Source organism: Saccharomonospora saliphila YIM 90502 (assembly GCF_000383795.1).
In the GTDB taxonomy this organism is placed as follows: Bacteria; Actinomycetota; Actinomycetes; order Mycobacteriales; family Pseudonocardiaceae; genus Saccharomonospora; species Saccharomonospora saliphila.
Genome location: NZ_KB912732.1, coordinates 1 through 3,449, shown reverse-complemented (window position 1 = coordinate 3,449; position 3,449 = coordinate 1). Strand labels below are relative to the sequence as shown.

General features: G+C 69.6%; 4 protein-coding genes. All 4 read left to right on the top strand.

Annotated features, from left to right (window positions below):
* A partial coding sequence (locus tag SACSA_RS27100; protein ID WP_019819791.1) for a glycerophosphodiester phosphodiesterase family protein occupies window positions 1-321 on the top strand: 321 nt, incomplete at its 5' end.
* 142 nt (window positions 322-463) lie between these two features.
* On the top strand, window positions 464-1,888 hold the full coding sequence (locus SACSA_RS0120750; protein WP_019819790.1) for an MFS transporter: 1,425 nt from the start codon (window positions 464-466) through the stop codon (window positions 1,886-1,888).
* A gap of 84 nt (window positions 1,889-1,972) precedes the next feature.
* Window positions 1,973-2,767, top strand: coding sequence for a thymidine kinase (locus tag SACSA_RS0120745; RefSeq protein ID WP_019819789.1), 795 nt, complete (start codon window positions 1,973-1,975; stop codon window positions 2,765-2,767).
* A gap of 240 nt (window positions 2,768-3,007) precedes the next feature.
* Window positions 3,008-3,352, top strand: coding sequence for an RNA polymerase-binding protein RbpA (locus SACSA_RS0120740; RefSeq protein WP_019819788.1), 345 nt, complete (start codon window positions 3,008-3,010; stop codon window positions 3,350-3,352).
* The last annotated feature ends 97 nt before the right edge of the window (window positions 3,353-3,449 follow it).

Sequence of the window (3,449 nt, the reverse complement as noted above, 5' to 3'; positions counted from 1 at the left end):
CCGAGGCTGGCGACGTCGTTGGGGCCGCGCTCGGCGGCGTTGCTGCGCGCCGAGGGCTGGCTGCCGCTGTCGCGGCTGGGCCTGCTCGCGCGGGGGGCCATGGCGCAGGTTCCGTTGCGGCACGGTCCGCTCACCGTGGTGGACAAGGCGTTCGTGCGGGCGGCGCGCCGGGTGGGTGTGGAGGTGCACACCTGGACCATCGACGATCCGGAGCAGATGCGGTCGCTGCTGGATCTGGGGGTGCAGGGCATCGTGACCGACCGGCCGGATCTGCTGCGGGAGTTGCTGCGTGAGCGCGGGGGGTGGCCGCAGAGCGGCTGACGCCGACGGGGCGCGGCGCGGGTGCCGGTCGGGTGCCGTCGTGGGATGTTCACCGGCGCGTCACCGGTGTCGCCGCGCGGTGTGGGCGGAAGCGAGTAGTCTCCGCTGACCACAGCATTCGATCATCGTGCAGGAGCCGGTCATGTCCACCGTGCCGAGCGGTCCCTCCCCCACCGCCGATGCCCGTGAGCGTCGGCGTGAGCAGCGTGGCTGGTATTTCTACGACTGGGCGAACTCGACGTTCTACACGTCGGTGATCACCGTGTTCGGCGCGCTGTACATGAGCACGGTGGCCGCGGAGGACGCCCGGACCGACACGGCGCGCAACGGGCCGCGGCCGTGTGTGGGTCCGGACGGGGCGCCGAACAATCTGCACAACTGCGATATCAGCTTGTTCGGGCTGGTGTTTCCCGCGGGGTCGTTGTGGGGGTATCTGCTGGCGGCGGCCACGGCGATCCAGGTGCTGGTGCTGCCGGTGACGGGAGCGATCGCCGACCGCAGCCAGTACAAGAAGCGGATTCTGGGGTTCTTCGCGTTCTTGGGGTCGGCGGCCTCGGCGTTGCTGTTCTTCGTTGCCGAGGGGCGGTGGGAGCTGGGGGTGGCGCTGTACATGCTGGGCAATATCGGTTATGGCGCCTCGCTGGTGACGTACTACTCGTTCCTGCCGGACATCGCCACGCCGGACGAGCGGGACTCGGTGTCGTCGAAGGGGTGGGCGTTCGGTTATCTCGGTGGTGGTGTGGCGCTGGCGCTGCAGTTGGGGTTCTTCCTGGGCCACGAGGCGCTGGGCATCGCCGAGTCGACCGCGGTGCGGATCTGTTTTCTGAGTTCGGGGCTGTGGTGGGCGCTGTTCACGGTGATCCCGTTGCGCCGGTTGCGGGAACGGCAGCCGCCGCACGGACCCGAGCACGGGGTGTCGGTGGTGCGGGGCGGGTTCGCCGAACTGCGGCAGACGGTCCGGGCGGCGCGGGCGTTCCCGCTGACGCTGGCGTTTCTGGGGGCGTATCTAGTGTACACCGACGGCATTTCGACGGTGGTGGCGGTGTCGGCGCAGTACGGCAAGGAGGAGTTGCGCTTCGACGACGAGGTGCTGATCGCGACGATCCTGGTGATCCAGTTCGTGGCCTACCTCGGGGGGATGGCGCACGGGCTGGTGGCGCGTCGCTTCGGGGCGAAGCGGACGATCCTGGGAAGTCTCGTCGTGTGGATGGGGGTGCTGACGGCGGCGTATTTCGTCGAGGCCGGGGCGCAGTTCCAGTTCTACGGGGTGGCCGCGGGGATCGGGCTGGTGCTCGGGGGGACGAACGCGTTGTCGCGGTCGTTGTACAGCCAGATGATCCCTGCGGGTAAGGAGGCGCAGTACTACTCGCTGTATGAGATCGGTGAGCGGGGGACGTCGTGGTTGGGGCCGTTGGTGTTCGCGGCGGTGGGTCAGGCGACGGGGTCGTTCCGGTTCGCGATCGTGGCGTTGCTGGTGTTCTTCGTGGCGGGGTTCGTGCTGGTGGCGTTGGTTCCGGTGCGGCGGGCGATCGCGGCGGCGGGTAACCGGGAGCCCGCGGTGTTGTGAGGCGGGGCCGGCCGGGCGTGTGCCGAGGCCGGGTAGCGGAGACTGGGGCGAGGGCCTCGGGGCGGGCGGATAGGGTGCGGACCCGTGACTGCGCTGGATGACGAGGACGGCGATCCGACCGACGCGTTGTCGTCGGCGCCCGCCGCGGCGCGCCGGTGGGAGGCGCCGGGTGTGGGCAGGGTGAAGTTCTTTCACGGTCCGATGGACTGTGGGAAGTCGACGTTGGCGTTGCAGATCGATCACAACCTGGCGCGGCAGGGACGGCAGGGGCTGTCGTTGGTGCGTCACGACCGGTCGGGGCTGCCGCGGATCAGCAGCCGGATCGGGATCGCGCGCCGGGCGGTCGAGCTGGGTTCGGATACCGACGTGCGGGCGGTGGTGCGCCGGGCGTGGGAGCGCGGACGTGGGGTGGACTACGTGGTGGTCGACGAGGCGCAGTTCCTCTCCCCCGCGCAGGTGGAGCAGTTGGCGGAGTTGGCCGACGACGCGGGCGTGGACGGGTACTGCTTTGGGATCGCGACCGATTTCCGGGGTGAGTTGTTCCCGGGTGCGCGGCGGCTGGTGGAGCTGGCCGACGAGGTGGAGCCGGTGCAGGTGGAGGTGTTGTGCTGGTGCGGCCGTGCGGGGCGGTTCAACGCGCGGGTGGCCGATGGCGTGGTGTTGCGGACCGGTGAGACGGTGGTCGTGGCGGACACGGTGCCGGGGCAGGAGGTGGGCCCGAGTGACGCGCCGCTGTCAGCCGGTGAGGTGAACTCGGGGCCGACACACGCGCCGAGGGAGACGACTACGGTGCGTTACCAGGTACTTTGTCGTCGGCACTTCCGCCTCGGCGAAGTGGGACCGGATGCGTCCGGGCCGGGGCAACTCCAGTTGACGTGACTGTGGTTGCCTTCCCGCACAGCCTCGCCCGCGTGGGTGAGATCACCGAGACAGGAGGCCGTGTCGCGTCACATGATCGCGTCGAGGGTCTCCCCTGAGAGACAAGCTGTTCTACAACCGGGTGAGCTGGTTCATCCCGCGTGACGTGGGGGTGGTTGGGAATTCAACCGACCGCTCGGCTCGTTGCACGGGGTGTGCAGCACCCTGGCTCCCGCGCGGAGCCGACCGAAAGGACCCATCATGGCCGACCGTGTTCTTCGTGGAAGCCGGTTGGGAGCGGTCAGTTACGAAACCGACCGTAATCACGACCTCGCGCCCCGGCGCACCGTACGGTACTCGTGCCCGAAGAACCACGAGTTCGAGGTGCCGTTCTCCGACGACGCCGAGATCCCCTCGGTGTGGGAATGCCGCCTGCACGGCAGCGAGTCGGAGATCATCGACGGTGGGCAGTCCGAGCCCAAGGAGGCCAAGCCGCCCCGGACGCATTGGGACATGCTGCTGGAGCGGCGCTCCATTCCGGAGCTCGAGGAACTGCTCAACGAGCGGCTCACGGAACTGAAGAACCGCCGCGGCCGCACGGCCTGACGGCGGGCAGGGCATGTCGGGGCCGTTCCTGCCGCGAGGCGGGGGCGGCCCCGACGTGTGTCGTGCGGCGGGAGCGTGCTCCCGCCCGCGCGAGGCA